A 16,774-nucleotide genomic window follows, 5' to 3' on the forward strand; every position below is an offset into this window, starting at 1 on the left:
CCGAGGAGCAGCGCGCCGCGGATGCGAGCAGCGCGCTGGGGCCGGATCTCCCGGCGATGTCCCGCTGGCACCGCGGTTGCTGCAGCTTCTGTTGGAGCTCCGCGCCGCGGTTGCACGCGCAGGCTGGCACGGGATCGGCACGGACACGCGGCGTCCAGAACCTCGGCGCATCTCTGCAGAGCGCGGCGGCCTGCGCCTCTCGGCCGGCCGGCGCGCCGCCCCCCTGAAGGGAGAAAGCGAGAACCCATGAAGGCGGTAGTGTTTCACGGCATCGGCGACATCCGGATGGACGACGTCAAGGAGCCGAAGATCAAGGAGCCGACCGACGCGATCGTCCGGATCACGGCGAGCGCCATCTGCGGGACCGATCTCCACTTCGTCCGCGGCACGATGCCAGGGATGGTGCCGGGCACGGTCCTCGGCCACGAGGCGGTCGGCGTCGTCGAGGAGCTCGGCGCCGACGTGCGGAACCTGAAGAAGGGCGATCGCGTCGTCGTGCCCTCGACGATCGCGTGCGGCTATTGCTCGTACTGTCGCGCCGCGTACTACGCGCAGTGCGACAACGCGAACCCGAACGGCAAGCACGCGGGCACGGCGTTCTTCGGCGGCCCCGCCGCATCGGGCCCGTTCGACGGGCTGCAGGCCGAGCTCGCGCGCATCCCGTTCGCCGGCGTCGGCCTCGTCAAGCTGCCGAACGGCGTCAGCGACGACCAGGCCATCCTGCTCTCCGACATCTTCCCGACGGCGTACTTCGGCGCCGAGCTCGCCGAGATCAAGCCCGGCGACACGGTCGCGATCTTCGGCTGCGGCCCTGTCGGCCTGTTCACGATCGCGAGCGCCAAGCTCATGGGCGCGGGGCGCATCATCGCGGTCGATCGCGTGCCCGACCGCCTCGAGATGGCGCGCGAGCAGGGCGCCGAGACCGTCGACTTCTCCGCCGAGGACCCGATCGAGGCCATCCTGCGCCTCACCGGCGGCATCGGCGTGGACCGGGCGATCGACGCCGTGGGCGTCGACGCCGAGCGCCCGCACGAAGGCCCCGCCCACAAGGAGGCGAAGCAGCAGGCCAAGGCGTTCGACCTCGAGGTCAAGCAGATCGCCCCCGACGCGCGGACCACGGGCGACGCCTTCCGCGCCGGCGACGGGCCGTCGCAGGTGCTGCAGTGGGCCGTCCGGTGCGTGGCCAAGGCGGGGACCATCGCCGTCATCGGCGTCTATCCGCAGACGTCGCGCACCTTCCCCATCGGAGAGGCCATGAACAAGAACCTCACCCTCCAGATGGGCAACTGCAATCACAGGAAGTACATCCCGAAGCTCGTGGACCTCGTGCAGACGGGGCAGGTGGAGCCCACCGCGATCCTCACCAAGAAAGCGCCCCTGGAATCGGCGATCGACGCCTACAAGGCCTTCGATCGGCGAGACGCCGGGTGGGTGAAGGTCGAGCTCCGCCCGTCGCGGGCGGGGGCGCCCGCCCACCTGGACCGCGCCGTCGCGTAGCCCGGGCCGCCGGATCGAGGCGGCGCGCGGCGCCCGCCCGCCCCCTGCCGGCGGCGCTCAGCTCGGCAGGACGCTCGGATCGACCGTGCGCGGCGGCCCGGCGCGCGGCAGCTCGACGATGAACGTGGCGCCGGCGCCGGGCGCGCTCTGGACGCGGATCGAGCCGCCGTGCGCCTCGGCGATCCTGCGGCTGATGTACAGGCCGAGCCCCAGTCCGCCGTAGTGCCGGTTGGACACGGCGCGCTCGAAGCGCTCGAAGATCCACTCCTGGCGCGCCGGATCGATGCCGATCCCGTGATCCCTGACCGAGAGCCACGCCATCCCGGCCTCCTCGCCGAGGACGATCTCGATGGGCTTGCCCGCGCCGAACTTGATCGCATTCGCGAGCAGGTTCGTCACGATCTGATCGACGCGAGAGCGATCCCATCGGCCCACGATCCGGGCGCCGTCCAGGAGCGAGGCCGAGCACCCGGCACGCTCCAGATCCAGCCTGAGTCGCGCGAGCACGTCGCGGGCGACCTCCCTGAGGTCGACCTCGGCGACGCTGAGCCTCAGCCGAGCCGCGTCGATCTGCGAGACGTCGAGGAGCTCGCTGTTCAGGCGGGTCAGGCGCGCTCCCTGCCGCAGCGCGCGGTCGACCTGCCTGCCCATGGCCTGCGGATCCCAGATCCGACCCGACCGGATGGCCCTATCCATCGCCTCGAGCGTGAGCGTGAGCGACGTCATCGGCGTGTTGAGCTCGTGCGTCGCCACCGTCAGGAACTCGTCCCGCATCCGGACGGCCTCCTGGGCGGCACGGTAGAGCCGCGAATTGTCGATCGCCATCGCCGCCCGGCGCGCAACTTCCTGCACGAGCTCGAGATCTGCCTCCCCGTAGCGGCGCCCCGGCACGGACGAGACGACGTTCAGCACCCCGAGCGGCTGTCCCCGCGTCACGAGCGGCACGGTGATGGAGCTATGCGTCCCGAGCTCGCGGAGGAGCCTTTCGTGCCCGTCGTCCTCGGCGTATCTGCGGAGGAGCTCGTCGGAGATCTCGGGGAGCAGGAGCGGCTCGCGGTCCCCGAGGACGCGGGCCGCCGGGTGGGGCGAATCCCGGCCAGGAGGGTATCGCCGTCGTAGCTCCGCGAGCAAAGGCTGCTTCGCAGGATCGCTGTGAGCCGAGGCCGCGGGCCGGGCCTCTCCACCGTCGACGACATCGATGATGCACCAGTCGCAGAGCGATCGCACCGACAGCCGCGCGAGCCGCGACAGCGTCTCCCCGTAATCGAGCGACCCGGAGAGGATCTCCCCGGCCTCGGCCAGGAACGCCGCGCGCCGCACGGCCGTCTCCGCCGCGGTCCGGGCGGACTGCTCCTTCGAGAGGAGCCGCGCGTTCTCCAGGGAAATCGCCGCCTGCGAGGCGAGGAGCGAGAGGGCGGTGAGCCTCTCCTGCGTGAACGCGCCGGCGAGGAGGTTGTTCTCGAGGAAGAGCAGGCCCACCACCTCGGCTCGCCTCAGGATGGGCATGCAGAGGAGCGATCTGGGCCGATTCCGCGCGAAGTAGGCGTCGCCGGAGAACCTGCCCGCATCGGCGGTCGCGTCGTGCAGGATGACGCGCTCCTCCGTCCGCCACACGTAGCCGACCACCGACGAGGGGAGGCGCCGCGAGGAATCCACCGGCCCCGGCTCGAGGGTGCTCATCACCGCCCCTCCCTCCTTGAGCGCGGCCTCCGCTTCGATCGAGGGCCTTCCGTCCTGATTCAGGACGATGCAGGCCCTCTGCGCGCCGCCCTGCTCGAGCACGACCTCGAGCAGCGTGCGAAGGAGCCTGTCGAGGAAGATCTCGCCCGAGATGGCCTGCGAGGCCTTGGTCACCGAGAGCAGGTCGAGCTGCTCGGGCCGAGCCGCGAAGGTGGCGGTGAACGGGGTGGGCCTCGGCTCTCGGAGGTGCGGATTCTCCCTGTCGAGCTGCGCCACCTTGCCGTCGGCGCCCCAGCGGGCGTAGCAGGTGCGCGCGTCGCCCAGGTAGGTGTCGGCGAACCTGTGGAGCCCCCGTGCTCGGTAGAACCGAGACGCGACCTCGCAAGCGACCGCCTCGTTGTGGACGAAGCCGCTGGCGCGCGCCAGGTGGATGGCCTCTTCGTAGAGGCGCTCGGCGTCGAGGTGCCGGTCCTCGATTCGCGCGATCTCGGCGGCGACCAGCGCCGCGCGGTTCCCGAAGTTCTCGGGGCAGCTCATCGCCCAGCGCTGGAGCTGCTGGTGGTGGACGATGATGGCATCCCAGTGCCGGCAGCGCTCGTCGGCGGTCGCCGCGTCGTGGTGGGCTGCCCGCGCGAGCGCTCCATAGAAATGGTACTCCGCCGCCTCGAAGAACGACGCCGACGACCCGAGGAGCCGCTCTGCTTGCGAGGCGGCCTCGACGGCGGAGGCGTGGTCCTCCGCGTAGAAGCGCCCTTGCAGCTTGCGGATCCAGTACCAGCAGGCGGCGACCGTCAGCGCGGGATCGCTCATGAGGTGCCGCTCGAACCGGCCCTCGTCGAACTCCGCGTCGTTGAAGGTGGAGAAGTCCGGCGAGAGGCCCCGGAGCGCCCTGATGAGCCGGCGGTTTCCCGTATAGATGTCGACGATGAGATGGAACCTCGCCCTCCGCGCGAACTCGAGCTCTCTCTCGGCTTCGCGCTGCGCTTCGTCGAGCAGATCGCCGCCCGAGAGCAGGAGCGAGACCAGGGAGCTTCCGGTATAGGCCACATACGCGAGGTCGCCTGTCTCCTGCGCCACATCGCGGGCGCGTCGCATGAGCTCGATGCTGGCGCGCAGGTGCCTCGTCCAGGGCAGGACCATGAACGCGAAGGTCGCGTAGACGCGGGCCTTGAAGCGGAGCAATCCGTGCTTCTCCACCAGATCGAAGCCCAGCTTGCCGAAGCGGTACGCCGCCTGGTAGTCGCCGAAGCGCGGGCCGAGGCACGTGCTGAGGTAGACGTAGGCGAAGGACGAGGCGTCGCTGTTTCCGTGCTCGATGCTGAGGTTCACGGCGCGACCCAGGATGAGGGCGAGCAGATTGGCGTCGGTGAAGAGCGCCGGCGGGATGGTCGACGTGAGGACGTCCACGGTCGCCCGCGAGACCGGATCGGTCATCGGGGGCAGATCGATGAGCTCCTCGATCGAGCGGCTCCCGAGCCGCTCCCCTAGCCGCTCGAACTCCCGCTGGACCTCCTCGTCCGTCGGGTGCGGCGACCACGCGACGCCGACGCGCCGGAGGTATTCAAGGCACGCGCCGACGGCGCGGTCGCTCCAGGTGAGGGTCGTGAAGAGCTCGACACGAGCGCGCGCGACGGCGGCGGCGTCGACGAGGTCCCGCGCGCGGCGCCAGAGCGCGGAGAGCCGCTCCTCCGCCGCCGGGGCGCCGGTGACGGTCTCACACTCGGCCAGGTGGAGCTCGATCGCGAAGGCGAGCTCGTACCGCGTGTCCCAGCCTTCACCTCCGAGGAGCTCGGCGGCGACCGTGAGATAGCTCAGCGCCGAGGCGTAGGCCGTGGCTCTCCTGGCGCGCTCGCCCGCGACGAGGTTGAGCTCGGCCACGCGCTCGCGCTCCTCCGGCGCCGTGATCAGCGAGGCGCCGCGGTTGAGCTGATTCACGATCTCGAAGATCGTTTCCTCGATCTCCTCGGGCGGCGTCCGCGATGAGAGCAGACGGCCGATCCCGAGGTGCATCGCCGCCCGCTCGTCCTCGGGGATGAGCGAATAGGCCGCCTCCTGGACGCGGTCGTGGAGAAAGCTGTACGCGCCGTCCGTGCGGACGACGAGCCCTGCGCGGACGGCCTCCCAGAGGACCGCGTGCAACACCCCCTCCGAGCGGCCATGGACCATCGCCAGGAGCGCGATCTCTGCGGCGTGTCCCAGACAGGCGAGCTGCTTCACTCCTTCCTGGGTGCTGGCCGGGAGCCGCATGAGCTTCCCGACCATCAGGGCCACCACGTTGTCGGTGAAGCCCTTGGCGCGGATCTTCGTGATGTCCCACCGCCAGGCCTCTGCGTAGACGTCGAACTCGATCAGGCGCTCCTCGTGGAGCGCCATGAGAAACTGGATCGCGAAGAAGGGGTTGCCGCCCGTCCTCTCGTGGACGAGGTCCGAGAGCGGCGCGGCGTCCTCGCGGCGGCAGTGCAGCGTGTCGCTGACGAGCGCGGCGAGGTGCTCGCGCGAGAGCGGGCCAAGCACGATCTCCCGGACGCTCGCGCCCCCCTTCCGCATCCGATCGAGCGCCAGCATCAGCGGGTGGGAGCGGGTCACCTCGTTGTCGCGGTAGGCGCCGATGACGAGCAGACACCGCGTCTCGGGGTGCGTCATCAGATCCTCGAGGAGCCCGAGGCTCGCGGGATCGGCCCACTGGAGATCGTCGAGAAAGAGCGCGAGGGGGTGCGCCTTCCGGGTGAATACCCCGATGAATCGCCGGAACACGACGCGGAACCGGCTCTGCGCCTCGGTCGGCGGCAGCGCGGCGACCGGCGGCTGCCGCCCGATGACGAGCTCGACCTGCGGGATCACGTCCACGATGAGCTGTCCGTTGACCCCGAGGGCGGCGAGCAGCCGCTCCCGGACGACCGCGAGCCGCTCCTCGCTCTCGGCAAGGAGCTCGAGCACCAGCTCCCGGAAGGCCTGGACGAGCGTCGCGTACGGGATATCGCGCTTGTGCTGGTCGAACTTCCCCGAGATGAAGAATCCCCGCTCGCGGACGATCGGCTTGTGCAGCTCGCTCACCAGCGCGCTCTTGCCGATCCCGGAATAACCAGAGACCAGGACGATCTCCGGGGCTCCCGAGCCGACCACGCGATCGAACGCGGACAGCAGCGCGGCGACCTCGTCCTCGCGGCCATAGAGCTTCTGAGGGATCTGGAAGCAGCCGGAGACGTCGCGCTCGGCCAGGGGGAACGGATCGAGCCTGCCGGTGGCCCGGAGCTCCGCCAGGCACCGCTCGAGGTCATGCAGCAGGCTGCTCGCGGTCTGGTAGCGATCCTCCGCCATCTTGGCGAGGAGCTTCAGGACGATCGCGGAGAGGATCTCGGGCAACTCGGGGACGAACGCGGAGGGCGGCTGCGGCTCGCGGGCGACGTGGCAGTGCACCCACTCGAGTGGGTCGCGCGCCTCGAAGGGCAGGCGCCCCGTGAGCATCTCGTAGAAGGTCACGCCGAGCGCATAGAGGTCGGCGCGGCTGTCGATCGCGCGATTCATGCGCCCTGTCTGCTCCGGAGACAGGTACGGCAACGAGCCCTCGATGAGCCGCGGAGGCCCCGCCGGCGGCTGCTCGCGGGAGAGGCGGGACGCGAGGCCGAAGTCGGTGAGCTTGACCTGGCCGGTGGCCGCGTTCACGAGGATGTTCTGGGGCTTGAGATCCTTGTGAACGATGCCCCGCGCGTGGAGCTCCGCCACGCCGGCCACGGTACGGACCGCCAGGTCGAGGAACCGCTCGGTCTGCATCGGCGCGCCGATGAAGTGATCGAGCGACTCGCCGCCGAAATCCTCCATGACGAGCGCTGGCAGCCCCTCATACGTCTCGAGGGCGAGCGGCGTCACGATGGCCTCGTGATTCAGCGTCTTGCCGATCGCGTACTCGTTCTTCAGGCGCTCGACGTCCTGCGGGCGGCTGCGCCTCGCGTCGATGATCTTCAAGATCACCGAGCGGCCATCGGAGCTCCGGACCGCACGGAGCAGCCTGGTCCTCAGGCCCTCGTGGAGGGTCTCGATGATCGTGTATGGCGAGGCGGCGCTCATCCCCATGGGGGAGGCGCTCCGTGGAGCGGCGCTGGCGCCCGGCGGCCTGGCGGCCCCTGGGGGCTGCCGCCGACGCCGGAGCGCTCGAGTCCGCGCGCCTTGCCGAGACGACGCAGCCACACGACCGGCGTGAGCGCACGGCGCCCACCGGGGACCGCATTCTCTGTCACGGCCTCCCACGATCGTGTCACCCCAGCACCCCCTCTATCGATAGGTACCACGGGTCAGGCCCGGCAGTTCCGCTGTGCATGTCGCGGGCCCCGACGAGCGGGGACCTCCAGGCTCTCGTGACGCGGCGATCAGGCGGGCTTCGCTGCGGCCGGGGCACGCTGCCGGACGGCGATCGCGGCCCTCAGGCCCGCGCGCAGGTCCCGGAAGGTCTCCACGCCCGACCAGTCGAGCCCGAGCCGCGTGAGCGCCTGCGCCATGGCCGGCGAGATGCCCACGAACGAGCACGCCGCGCCGAGCAGCCGCGCCGCCCGGACGGCCTTGAGCAGGTAGCCCGAGACGACCTCGTCCGTGACCGACACGCCCGTCACGTCGAGGATCACGCGGTCCGACGCGGTCTCCACGACGCTGCCGAGCAGGCTCTCCAGGATGAGCGACGATCGCCGGTGGTCGATGGTGCCGACGAGCGGCAGGACGAGCACGCCTTCCCAGACCTGGATCACCGGCGTGGAGAGCTCGAGCAGCGCCCGCTCCTGCTCCTCGACGAGGCGCAGCTTCCTCTGCAGCTCCTCGGTGCGCATGAGGGCCGCGCTCTCCGCCTGTCGCTTGCTTTCGAGGAGCGCCTGCTCGGCCTGCTTCTCTCGCGTCACGTCGCGCAGCTCGACGAGGATCAGCTCCTCGCCCGCGGCGCTCACCTTGCGCGCGAGCACCTCGAGGTCGACCGCGCGGCCGCCCTCGCGCGCGGCGCGGCAGGTGAACCGCTTGCGCGCGCCGCCGAGCACGTCGGGCCACGCCCGCCCGAGGGGCTCGAGAGGGTGCCCGCTCACCAGCGCCCCCCCGCGGATCACCAGCGCCTCCGGCCCGGCGAGGCCGTCCCCGAGCAGCTCACGGATCCGCGCGTTCGCGAACGCGACATCGCCCGTTCCGCTGTAGACGAGGACGCCGTCGCGGATCGCGTCGAGCACGCCCCGCAACGCCTCGAGCGCCGCGCCCTCCCCCGGCGTGTCGCGCTCGGTCATGCCGGTGCCTCGCTCGCGGGCTGCGCGCTCACGCCGCCCCCGGCGGGTGAGCCCTGCGCAGCCAGGCCAGCGCCTCTTCCTCGGAGAAGAACGCGGCGATGTGCGCATCGTCCTCTGCGAACCGGCTGGCGGCGAACTCGTGGTTCTCGACGACCTGCTCCGCGCCTGGCGCGGCCTCCCTGGGCAGGAGCGTCGCGACCCGCTTCAGCCCGGCCGCGTAGGCCTTCGGCATGATCTCGTCTCGCTGCCAGTCGTTGATGCCGTCCCAGCTCGATTTGCAGTCGCGTATGTCGATGAGGCACAGCGGGCCCCCGCACTCCAGGAAAACATCGTAGAAATGACCGCCGATGATCTCCTTCATCTCCTCGTCGAGCGGCGTGCCATACCAGCGCGCCACGAAGACCCCGGGGATGCGGCCAGGCTTCTCGATGCGGTGGATCCGCTCGCCAACGACGTTGAAGGTCTCCACGACATCGCCGTCGTGCACGACGCGGATGCCGGTCCGGGTCTCGATGGGCCTCTTGAGTGTCTTTGTCATCGGAGCTCCCCCGCCCCCCTGCCACCCAGGTCCCCCGGAGCGCCGCAGGGGGCGTCTGGATATACCTATCGAGCGCGACCTCTCCGTCGCAAGCGTCTTCGGGTCCCGGGCGCGCGAGCCGCCGGTGTCCTTGTGAGACAGCCCATGAGCGAGGCAGCCGAAGAGCTCGTTCAGCAGCTCGTGCTCCGCCATCTCGGCCAGGGCCGTCCCGTCGTTGATCGGAGACCTGCGGTTCAGGGCATCAGGCCTCCGCGTTGGCGAACTAGAGCCCGAGGTCGAGACCGACAGGAGGTTGAGCAGGACCTGCTCCAGGCGGCATGACGGGCAAGGGCGTCGCGGGGTAGCCTCCCGGCCATGAGCGGACCACGTCCTGCCGCCCGCGCCGCCCGCCCCGACCCCGCCGCCCGCCCCGAGCCCGCCGCCCGCCCCGACCCCGCCGCCCGCCCTGACCCCGGCGTTGCGCCCGCCGGCCGCGCCGTCGTCGACCCCGGCGCCCCTGTCTCCGCCGACCGCCGCCTCGACCCTGCCGACCGCGCCCGCGCCGCGCTGCGGGCCGGGCGCATCGCGGCGCTGACCGCCGGCGGCCTCGCCCTCGGCAAGCTCCTCGCCGGCCAGCTCGGACAGTCGATGGCCGTGACCGCGAGCGCCGTCGACTCGCTCACGGATCTCTTCGCCTCCTCTGCGAACGCCCTCGCCATCCAGCTGGCGCACGCCGCGCCCGACCGCTCGCACCCGTTCGGCCACGCGAAGATCGAGACGCTCGCGACCGCCGGCCAAGGCCTGCTCATCGGCGGCTCGGGGGTCTACCTGCTCATCGAGGGCATCCGGCGGCTGCTCTCGCCCGAGCCGCTCCGCCTCGCCGGCGTCACGCTCGGCGCGATGGCCGCCGCCGCGCTCGTCACCGCGGCGCTCGTGGCCTACCTCGGCCGCGTCGCCGCGCGCACCGGCTCGAGCGCCATCCAGGCCGACGCCGTCCACTACCGCACCGACATCGCCGCGAACCTCGCGGTCCTCGCCGGCGTCGCCCTCACGTACGCGACCGGCTTCTCCCGCATCGACGGCATCCTCTCGGTCGCGGTCGCGATCTACATCCTCACGTCCGCGGGGACCCTCCTCCGGCTCGGCGTGCGCGATCTCATCGACACGAGCGCCCCGGAGGATCGCGTCGGCGCCATCGCGGCCGCGCTCGACGCCATGCGCGCGCGCGGCGAGCTCCTCGGCCACCACGCGCTCCGCACGCGGATCGCCGGGCGCACGCTGTTCGTGGAGGTGCACATCGAGCTCTCGGGCGACCTCCCCCTCGCGCGCGCGCACGCGACGGGCGACCGCGCGCGCGACGCCATCCTCGCCATCGAGCCCGACGCGGAGGTGCTCGTGCACATCGACCCGGAGCGCGACGAGCCGGCGTGACGACGCCTGGCAGCGCCGCTCAGCTCGGCAGGGCGCGCGGCTCGGCCCCGCGCGGCGGTCCGGCCCGCGGCAGCTCGACGATGAACGTCGCCCCGGCGCCGAGCGCGCTCTCGACGCGGATCGAGCCGCCGTGCGCCTCCGCGATCCGGCGGCTGATGTACAGCCCGAGCCCCAGCCCGCCGTAGTGCCGGTTGGACACGGCGCGCTCGAACCGCTCGAAGATCTGCGCCTGACGCGCAGGGTCGATCCCGATCCCGTGATCCCGGACGGCCAGCCGCGCCGTCCCGCCCTCCTCGCCGATGGAGATCTCCACGGGCTTGCCCGCCCCGAATTTGAGCGCGTTCGCGAGCAGCTTCGAGACGATCTGGTCCACGCGGGAAGCATCCCAGAGGCCCACGACCCGGCCGCGGTCCCGCAGCGAGACGGAGCAGCCGGCGCGCGCCAGATCCAGCTTGAATCGCGCGAGCACGTCACGGACGACCGCTACCAGGTCGACATCCGCGACGTCGAGCGAGAGCCGAGACGCGTTGATCCGCGAGACGTCGAGCAGCTCGCTGTTCAGGCGGGTCAGGCGCGCGGTCTGCCGCAGGGCGCGGTCGACCTGCCTGCCCATGGCCTGCGGGTCCAAGGGGCGACCCGATTGGAGGGTCCGATTCAACCCCTCGAGCGAGAGCGTGAGCGACGTCATCGGCGTGTTGAGCTCGTGCGTCGCCACGGTGAGGAACTCGTCCCGCGCGCGGATGGCCTCCTGGGCGGCGCGGTAGAGCCGCGCATTGTCGATCGCGATCGCGGCCCGGCGCGCCACTTCCTGGATGAGCTCGAGATCGGCATCCCCGTAGCGGCGCTCCGGCACGGACGAGACGACGCTCAGCATCCCGATCGCCTGTCCCCGCGCCACGAGCGGTACGGTGATGAAGCTGTGGATCCCGAGTTCGCGGAGGAGCCTGGCCTTCCCGTCGTCCTCGCAGTATTGCCGGAGGACCGCCTCGGAGACTTCGGGGACCTGGAGTGGCACGCCGCTCCGCAGGACCCTAGCGGCCGGGCGGGGCGAAGCCTGGCCAGGAGGATACCGCCGCTCTAGTTCCTCCAACAATAACTCCTTCGCAGGGTCTCTGTGTGCCCATGAGATTCGCCGGATCTCTCCGCCTTCCACCAGGTCGATGACGCACCAGTCGCAGAGCGATCGCACCGATAGCCGTGCGACGCGCGAGAGCGTCTCGGCGTAATCGAGCGACCCGGCGAGGATCTCCCCGGCCTCGGCCAGGAAGGCCGCGCGCCGCTCCGCCGCCTCGGCCGCGGTCCGCTCGGCCTGCTCCTTGGAGAGCAGCCGCGCGTTCTCCAGGGAGATCGCTGCTTGCGTGGCGAGGAGCGAGAGCGCGGTGAGCCGCTCCGGCGTGAACGCGCCCTCGACGAGGTTGTTCTCGAGGTAGAGTAGGCTCACCATCTCGCCCTGCCTCAGGACGGGCACGCAGAGCAGCGACTTGGGCCTATACCGCGCGAGGTAGTCATCGCCAGAGAACCTGCCCGCATCAGCCGCGGCATCGCTCAGGATGACGCGCTCCTTCGTCCGCTGCACGTAGCGGACGAGCGACATGGGGACGCGCCGCGAGCAATCCTCCGCCCTCGGCGGGAGGATCATCGTCGCCGCCCCTCTCTCTTCGAGGGTGGCCTCCGCCTCGATGGAGAGACGCTCGTCCTGGTACAGGAGGAGGCAAACCCTCTGTGCGCCCCCCTGCTCGAGGACGACCGTGAGCAGCGTGCGGAGCAGCTTGTCGAGGACGAGCTCGCTCGACAGGGTCTGCGATGCCTTGATCACCGCGAGCAGGTCGAGCTGCTCGGATCGCGCCGCGAACGAGGCGGCCTGGGCGATCGGCCTCGTATCCCGAAGGTGCGGATTCTGCTGGTCGATCTGCTTGACCTTGCCGTCCGCCCCCCAGCGGGCGTAACAGGCGCGCGCCTCGCGAAGGTACGTGTCGGCAATCAGGTCGAACCCCCGCGCCCGGTAGAATCTCGAGGCGATCTCGTAGCCCAGCGCCTCGTTGTGGACAAAGCCGCTTTCGCGCGCGGAGTGGATGGCCTGCTCGTACAGATGCTCCGCTTTGTCCCATTTGCCGCCGATGCGCGCAATCTCGGCGCCGACCAGCGCCGCGCGATCGCGGAAGTTTTCCGGGCAGCTCGAAGCCCAGATCTCGAGTTGCTGGTGGTGGGTGACGAGCGCCGTGAGGTGCTGCGACCGCTCGTCGGAGGATGGAGGTGCCGCGTCGTGGCGCGCCGCCCGCGCGAGCGCACTATAGAAATGGTATTCGGTGCGTGCGAGGAACACCGGCGACGTCCGGAGGAGCCGCTGCGCCTTCGCCCCGGCCTCGACGGCAGAGGCGTAATCACCCGCGTAGCAACGCGCTTGCAGCTTGTGGAGCCAGTACCAGCCCGCGGCGATTGAGAGGCGCGGATCGCCCTCGAGGCGCCGCTCGAACCGGCCCTCTTCGAAGTAGTCATCGTTGAAGGAGCCGAAATCCGGCAAGAGCCCCCGGAGCGTCCGGATGAACCTGAGCTGTCCGGTGATGAGGTCGACGAGGACGCCGAACTTCGCCTTCCGCGTGAACTCGAGGGCCCCCTCGGCCTCTCGCTGCACCTCGTCGAGCGGATCTCCCTCCATGAGGAGGAGCGTCACCAAGACGGCGGACAGATAGGACGAATACGTGAGATCGCCGTTCTCCTGCGCCGCGCAAAAGCCGCGTCGTAATGGACCGACGCTGGTGCGCACGTGCCTCGCCCAGGGATTGATGGTGTACCAGAAGACAAAATAGACGCGGGCCTTGAAGCGGAGTATCGCGCGCTTCTCCATCAGATCGAGGCCGAGCTTGCCGAAGCGAAACCCCGCCCGGTAATCGCCGAAGTGCGATCCGAGGAGCGAGCCGAGCCGGACGTAGGCGAGGCATGATGCATCGCTGTTGCCTCGCTCGAGGCTGAGGTTCACCATGCGAGCGACCAGGAGGCTCAGCAGGTTCTTGTCGGAGAACAAGGCCGGCACATCGCACGACGAGAGGACGTCCATGGTCGCGCGGCAGTCCGGGTCGGTCATCAGGGGCAAGTCGAGGAGCTCCTCGATCGGGCGGTTCCCGAGCGTTCGCCACATCCGCTCGTATTCCTGCTGGACATCCGCCTCCGTCGGGTGCGGCGGCCATCCGACGCCGACGCGCTTGAGGTACTCGAGGCACGCCTCCACGCTACAGTCGCTCTGATCCCGCGTCGCGTAAAGGGCCATGCGCACGCACGTGACGGCGGCGAAGTCGACGACGTTCCGGGCACGGCGCGAGAGCATGGCTAGCCGCTCCTCCGCTGTCGACAGCTCGCCGGTCAGGTACTCGCACTCGGCCCGGTGAAGCTCGAGCGCGAAGGTGAGCTCGTAACGAAGTGACCAGCTGTCCCCGGTGAGGAGCGCCGCGCCGGCGGCGAAGTACGCCAGCGCCGAGGCGTAGGCGGTCGACCCCTTGGCGCGCTTGCCCGCGATGAGATTGAGCTCCGCGACCCGCTCTCGCTCGCCCCGCGACGTGATGAGCCCGGCGCCGCGGTTGAGCTGGTTCACGATCTCGAAGATCTTCGCCTCGAGCTCTTCGGGTGGCGTATGGGACGCGAGCAGCCGGCCGATCCCGAGATGCACTGCCGCCCGCTCGCCTTCGGGGATGAGCGAATAGGCCACCTCCTGGATGCGGTCGTGGAGGAACTTGTACGCGCCGTTCAAGCGAAAAACGAGCCCCTCATGAACTGCGTCCCAGAGATCCGCGTGCACGTCCTCCTCGGAGCCGCCGTGAACCATCGTCAAGAGGGCGACCTCCGCGGTATTTCCCAGGCAGGCGAGCTGCGTCAGCGCTCCCTGGGTGCGCCGAACGAGCCGCGCGAGCTTGCCGACCATCAGATCGACCACGTTGTCGGTGAACCCCTTCTCGCGGATCTTCGCCACGTCCCACCGGAAGGACTCGACACGCTCGTCGAACTCGATCAACCGCTCTTCGTGCAGCGCGGAGAGGAACTGGATCGCGAAGAACGGGTTGCCGTCCGTCTTCTCGTAAACGAGGTTCGAGAGCGGCGCGGCGTCCTCGCGGCGGCAGCGAAGCGCGTCGCTGACGAGCGCGGCGAGGTGGTCCCGGGACAACGAGCCGAGCACGATGTCCGTGACGCGCGCCCCCTCGTTCCGCGCCTGGTCGAGCGTCAGCATGAGCGGATGCGATGGTGGCACCTCGTTGTCGCGGTACGCGCCTATGACGAGGAGATAACGCGTTTCGGGGTGCGTCACCAGATCATGAAGGAGCCCGAGGCTCGCAGAATCGGTCCGCTGGAGATCGTCGAGGAAGAGCGCGAGGGGATGCTCCTTCCGGGCGAACACCCCGATGAAGTGCCGGAATACGATGCGGAACCGGTTCTGCGCCTCCATCGGCGGGAGCTCAGGAACCGGCGGTTGCCGGCCGACGACGAGCTCGAGCTGAGGGATAACCTCCACGATGAGCTGTCCATTGCTCCCGAGGGCGCCGAGCAGCCGCTGCCGGAAGGCCGCGATCCGGTCCTCATCCTCCGCGAGGATCTCCCGCACGAGCTCCTGGAAGGCATGGACGAGCGTGGAGTATGGGATGTCGCGCTTGTACTGATCGAACTTCCCCGAAAGAAAGAACGCTCGCTCCCGGACAATCGGCTTGTACAGCTCGCGGACCAGCGCCGACTTGCCGATGCCCGAATAGCCGGAGACCAGGACGAGCTCGGGGACTCCCGTGCCCATCACGCGCTCGAACGCGCGCAGCAGCGCGACCACCTCCTCCTCGCGGCCATAGAGCTTCTGAGGGATCTCGAAGCGGTCGGAGACGTCGCGCTCGGCCAAGGGGAACGGCTCGATCCGGCCGGTGGCCCGCCACTCCGAAAGGCACCGCTCGAGATCGTGCTTGAGGCCGCGCGCGGTCTGGTAGCGATCCTCCGCCATCTTCGCCAGGAGCTTCAGGACGAGCGCCGAGACGACCTCGGGCAGCTCCGGGACGAGTGCGGAGGGCGGCGGCGGGACGCGGGCGATGTGACAGTGCACCCACTCGAGCGGGTCCCGCGCCTCGAACGGCAGGCGCCCGGTGAGCATCTCGTAGAACGTGACCCCGAGCGCATAGAGATCGGTGCGGCTGTCGATCGCCCGGTTCATCCGCCCCGTCTGCTCCGGAGCCAGGTACGGCAAGGAGCCCTCGATGAGCCCGGGAGGCCCTGCCGGCGGCTGCTCGCGGGAGAGGCGGGACGCGAGGCCGAAGTCGGCGAGCTTGACCTGGCCGGTAGCTGCGTTGACGAGGATGTTCTGGGGCTTGAGATCCTTGTGGATAATGTCCCGCTGGTGGAGCTCCGCCACGCCGGCCACGATACGAACCGCGAGGTCGAGGAACCGCTCGATGTTCATGGGCGCGTCCATGAAGTGGTCGAGCGACTCGCCGCCGAAATCCTCCATGACGAGCGCCGGCAGCCCCTCGTACGTCTCGAGGGCGAGCGGCGCCACGATGGCCTCGTGGCTCAGCGCCTTGCCGATCGCATACTCGTGCTTCAGGCGCTCGATGTCCTTCGGGCAGCTGCGCCTCGGGTCGAGGACCTTCAAGATCACCGAGCAGCGATCGGCGCTCCGGATCGCGCGAAGCAGGCTGGTCTTCTGGCCTTCGTGGAGGGTCTCGGTGATCGCGTAGGAGGAGGCCAGGCTCACCTCCATGGGGAGCATCTCCCCGAGGAGGACACGCCATGCAGCGCTGGCGCCCAGCAGCTCCGTGGGACATGAGAGCTGTCGACGCCGGAACGGTCGAGTCCGCGCGCCTCGCCGAGGCGACGCAGCCGCACGACCGGCGTGAGCGCATGGCCCAGGCCGGGCACCGCATTCCCTGTCACGGTCTCCCGCGGTCGTGCCATCCGAGGCCCCCTCCATGGATACCACGGCTGAGGCCCGGCAGTTCCGCAGTGCGCCTCTCAGGCGCCGACGAGCAGGGATCACTGGCTCATGTGTACGCCCGTCCGCTCCCACCCCGGCGCCGCGGCGCGGCCGCGGAGGTCGAGGCACCGCCAGCGTGCGCCTGCTCGATCTGTCGAAAACACGGCTCGACTGAGCGGGCCGGCGCTGGCACGTCCGTAGCGCCACAAGGGAGCGGGGATCGTTCCCGCTCGAACAGGGAATTTGCCGCTCGAGCGGGGCTCGCCGCCGCGGGTCGCCTCGGAGGCCGCCATGGATCTCTATCCGCACCGCGCCCCGCTTCGGAGCGGCCGTCACTGCATCATCCGGCAGATCTCGCGGGAGAACGCCGCTGCCCAGCTCGACCTCGAGCGAGCGCGCCAGGGCATCCGCGCACGCGACCGGCGACCGCGCGCGCGACGCCATCCTCGCCGTCGAGCCCGA

The 16,774-nt window shown here is 70.2% G+C and carries 6 protein-coding genes; 2 read left to right on the forward strand and 4 right to left on the reverse strand.

What is annotated here, in order from left to right:
- Positions 1–246 precede the first annotated feature (246 nt).
- Positions 247–1,497 carry a zinc-dependent alcohol dehydrogenase gene (locus WMF14_RS23520; protein WP_437803825.1) on the forward strand — a complete coding sequence of 417 codons (1,251 nt, stop codon included), beginning with the start codon at positions 247–249 and terminating at the stop codon, positions 1,495–1,497.
- Between the two features lie 57 nt (positions 1,498–1,554).
- Here the strand turns inward: WMF14_RS23520 and WMF14_RS23525 are convergent, their stop codons facing one another.
- The 3 genes from WMF14_RS23525 to WMF14_RS23535 all read right to left on the reverse strand — a co-directional run bounded on the left by WMF14_RS23525 (position 1,555) and on the right by WMF14_RS23535 (position 8,967).
- Positions 1,555–7,248, reverse strand: a complete 5,694-nt coding sequence (locus tag WMF14_RS23525; protein ID WP_437803827.1) for an AAA family ATPase — start codon at positions 7,246–7,248, stop codon at positions 1,555–1,557.
- A 293-nt stretch (positions 7,249–7,541) separates the two neighbouring features.
- Entirely contained in the window at positions 7,542–8,429 is an 888-nt protein-coding gene (locus WMF14_RS23530) for an STAS domain-containing protein (RefSeq protein WP_437803829.1), read from the reverse strand.
- A gap of 28 nt (positions 8,430–8,457) precedes the next feature.
- Positions 8,458–8,967: a hypothetical protein gene (locus WMF14_RS23535; RefSeq protein ID WP_272092988.1), complete on the reverse strand. Its 510-nt coding sequence runs from the start codon at positions 8,965–8,967 to the stop codon at positions 8,458–8,460.
- Positions 8,968–9,321: 354 nt separating this feature from the next.
- On the opposite strand from WMF14_RS23535, the gene WMF14_RS23540 reads away from it, so the two are divergent.
- Positions 9,322–10,377, forward strand: coding sequence for a cation diffusion facilitator family transporter (locus WMF14_RS23540; protein WP_437803831.1), 1,056 nt, complete (start codon positions 9,322–9,324; stop codon positions 10,375–10,377).
- A gap of 19 nt (positions 10,378–10,396) precedes the next feature.
- Here the strand turns inward: WMF14_RS23540 and WMF14_RS23545 are convergent, their stop codons facing one another.
- On the reverse strand, positions 10,397–16,099 hold the full coding sequence (locus WMF14_RS23545) for a sensor histidine kinase (RefSeq protein WP_437803833.1): 5,703 nt from the start codon (positions 16,097–16,099) through the stop codon (positions 10,397–10,399).
- Positions 16,100–16,774 lie beyond the last annotated feature (675 nt).

Origin of the sequence: Sorangium sp. So ce693, from assembly GCF_051521375.1 — a bacterium.
Lineage (GTDB): Bacteria > Myxococcota_A > Polyangia > Polyangiales > Polyangiaceae > Sorangium > Sorangium atrum.

What these genes read in the sequence shown, in the direction of transcription:
- WMF14_RS23520 (WP_437803825.1), top strand. Translation starts at nt 247, where the DNA reads ATGAAGGCGGTAGTGTTTCACGGCATCGGCGACATCCGGATGGACGAC.
- WMF14_RS23525 (WP_437803827.1), bottom strand. Translation starts at nt 7,248, where the DNA reads ATGGGGATGAGCGCCGCCTCGCCATACACGATCATCGAGACCCTCCAC.
- WMF14_RS23530 (WP_437803829.1), bottom strand. Translation starts at nt 8,429, where the DNA reads ATGACCGAGCGCGACACGCCGGGGGAGGGCGCGGCGCTCGAGGCGTTG.
- WMF14_RS23535 (WP_272092988.1), bottom strand. Translation starts at nt 8,967, where the DNA reads ATGACAAAGACACTCAAGAGGCCCATCGAGACCCGGACCGGCATCCGC.
- WMF14_RS23540 (WP_437803831.1), top strand. Translation starts at nt 9,322, where the DNA reads ATGAGCGGACCACGTCCTGCCGCCCGCGCCGCCCGCCCCGACCCCGCC.
- WMF14_RS23545 (WP_437803833.1), bottom strand. Translation starts at nt 16,099, where the DNA reads ATGGAGGTGAGCCTGGCCTCCTCCTACGCGATCACCGAGACCCTCCAC.